General features: G+C 61.9%; 2 protein-coding genes. Both read right to left on the bottom strand.

Translation table 11 applies throughout. The features are described from left to right. Positions 1-485, bottom strand: a 485-nt coding sequence (locus tag PMI09_RS29625) for a sugar phosphate nucleotidyltransferase (RefSeq protein WP_007803045.1), incomplete at its 3' end; no start/stop codon positions are given. Positions 486-520: 35 nt separating this feature from the next. Then, positions 521-1,945, bottom strand: coding sequence for a phosphomannomutase (locus PMI09_RS29630; RefSeq protein WP_007803047.1), 1,425 nt, complete (start codon positions 1,943-1,945; stop codon positions 521-523). Position 1,946 lies beyond the last annotated feature (1 nt).

The raw sequence follows: 1,946 nt of genomic DNA on the forward strand, positions 1-1,946 counted from the left end.
CCCTCGATATAGCCGTAGCCGGTTGCGGGTTCGGTTGGCTGGATGCCGAAGGTCACGAGCTTGCCTTGGGCGGCTGTGGCTGCTGCGATGCGGACACAGTCGAAATAGGTGTCGTCGGCGACGATCTCATAGTCGGAGCCGAGCACGTGCATGATCGTGTCTTCGTTAAAGCGCTTGCTCACAAGGGTCGCAGCCGCAGCGACGGCGGCGGCGGTGTTGCGGGCAACCGGTTCGAGCAAGATGGCGGCGAGGCCGATGTCCAGTTCACGCGCCTGCTCGGCGACGAGAAAGCGAAACTCTTCGTTCGTAAGAACGACGGGCGCCTCGTAAAGCGCTGGATCGGACACGCGCAGCAACGTCTCCTGGAAAAGTGTCTTGTCGCCGATGAACTGTATGAATTGCTTCGGAGCTGCAGCGCGAGACAGCGGCCAGAGGCGAGTACCCTTGCCGCCAGCCATAATCACGGGAACGATCTTCTGTGTCATTTGGAGTGTCCTTGAATATTTGCTTGCTTCGCCAATCAATTCGCCTGCGCCCACCAGCGGATTCGCTCCAGACCAGCGCGCAGCAACCCCTGGGCGGCGCCTTCACTTTCCGCCTCGGCGTAGCAGCGCATTTCGGGGGCATTGCCGGAGGGGCGGAAATGAATGATGCGTCGGTCCGTCAGTGTGACGCGAAGCCCGTCAATGTCGCTGACGCTGCCGACCTCGCCGATCGGCTGCAGAAACGCAGCGAGATTGGTGGGGCCGGCGCGAAGAAAGGCCATCAACCGGCCACTGGTCTCGACCGGAAAATTCTCAAGCCGGTCGGCCGCGGCAAGCGGCAGATGGAAGGACGCGGCGAGGATCGAAAGCGGCTGCCGTTTCAACGCTGCAAGAGAAAGCGTCGCCAGGATCGGCACGAAGCAATCGCGCGTCGGCAGGGCGCGCAGCACGTGGCCGTTGACCTCGAAGTCGCTCGCGCTCAGCACGCCTCCGTTTGCCTCGAAACCGGCGACATGGGTCTGACCGGCCGCGCGTGCTTCCTGCATCCCCGATATGACAAAGGGAGAGCCGACACGGGTGCGAACGACGCTGAAGCGACCAGCAGCTTCTATGCCGGAATTCGAAGTCACGGGCGTCACGACCGATGTGGCGCCGAGAAAGTTTGCGGCGATCAGCCCGAGGAGATCGCCACGCAGCGGCGTGCCAGTCTCGTCTGCCACCAACGGGCGATCGCCATCACCATCCGCAGAAACGACCGCGTCGAGGCGATGCTGCCTTGCGACATCCTTGAGCTTGGCAATCGTCTCTTTTGAAACGGCTTCGGTGTCGACCGGTATGAATGTTTCGGAGCGGCCAAACGGCACGACTGTTGCGCCGAAATGCTCCAAGAGTTCCACCAGCAGGTCACGGGCAACCGTGCTGTGCTGGTAGACACCGACTTTGAGGCCCGTAAGGGCACCCGTGGGGAGAATATTGGCATTCCGATCGCGGAAAGCCGCGAGGCATTCGGCAGACCGATCCTGTGGTTTGGTGCCGCGGGGCTCAAACGCAAAACTGGCGCGATCGAGTTTTGTGGCCTCGCCCGTGATCGCCGCCTCGTCCGCCTTGTCGATCTCACCGTCTGGCCGATAGAACTTTATGCCGTTGCGATCGGCTGGAATGTGCGAGCCCGTTACCATCAGGCAAGCGGCCTTTTGCTGCAGGCCATAGAGCGCCAGCGCTGGCGTTGGGACGCTACCGCAGTCGTAAACGTCGAAGCCGAGGCCGGCCAAAGCATCGGTGCAGTTTACCGCGATTTCAGGGCTGGAATCCCTGAAGTCCTGGCCGATCAGCAGAGCATCGCCGTGGCGCGCCATTCCACTGTCGAGCAGATAGCGACCGAAGGCGGTGGCATAGAGCGCCGAAGCTTGCCCCTTGAGGTCGACAGACAGGCCGCGAAGCCCACTCGTTCCGAATTTCATC

The organism is Rhizobium sp. CF122 (genome assembly GCF_000282035.1).
Classification (GTDB): domain Bacteria; phylum Pseudomonadota; class Alphaproteobacteria; order Rhizobiales; family Rhizobiaceae; genus Rhizobium.

Coding starts and splice junctions, on each gene's coding strand:
- PMI09_RS29630 (WP_007803047.1), bottom strand. CDS start 1,945: ATGAAATTCGGAACGAGTGGGCTTCGCGGCCTGTCTGTCGACCTCAAG.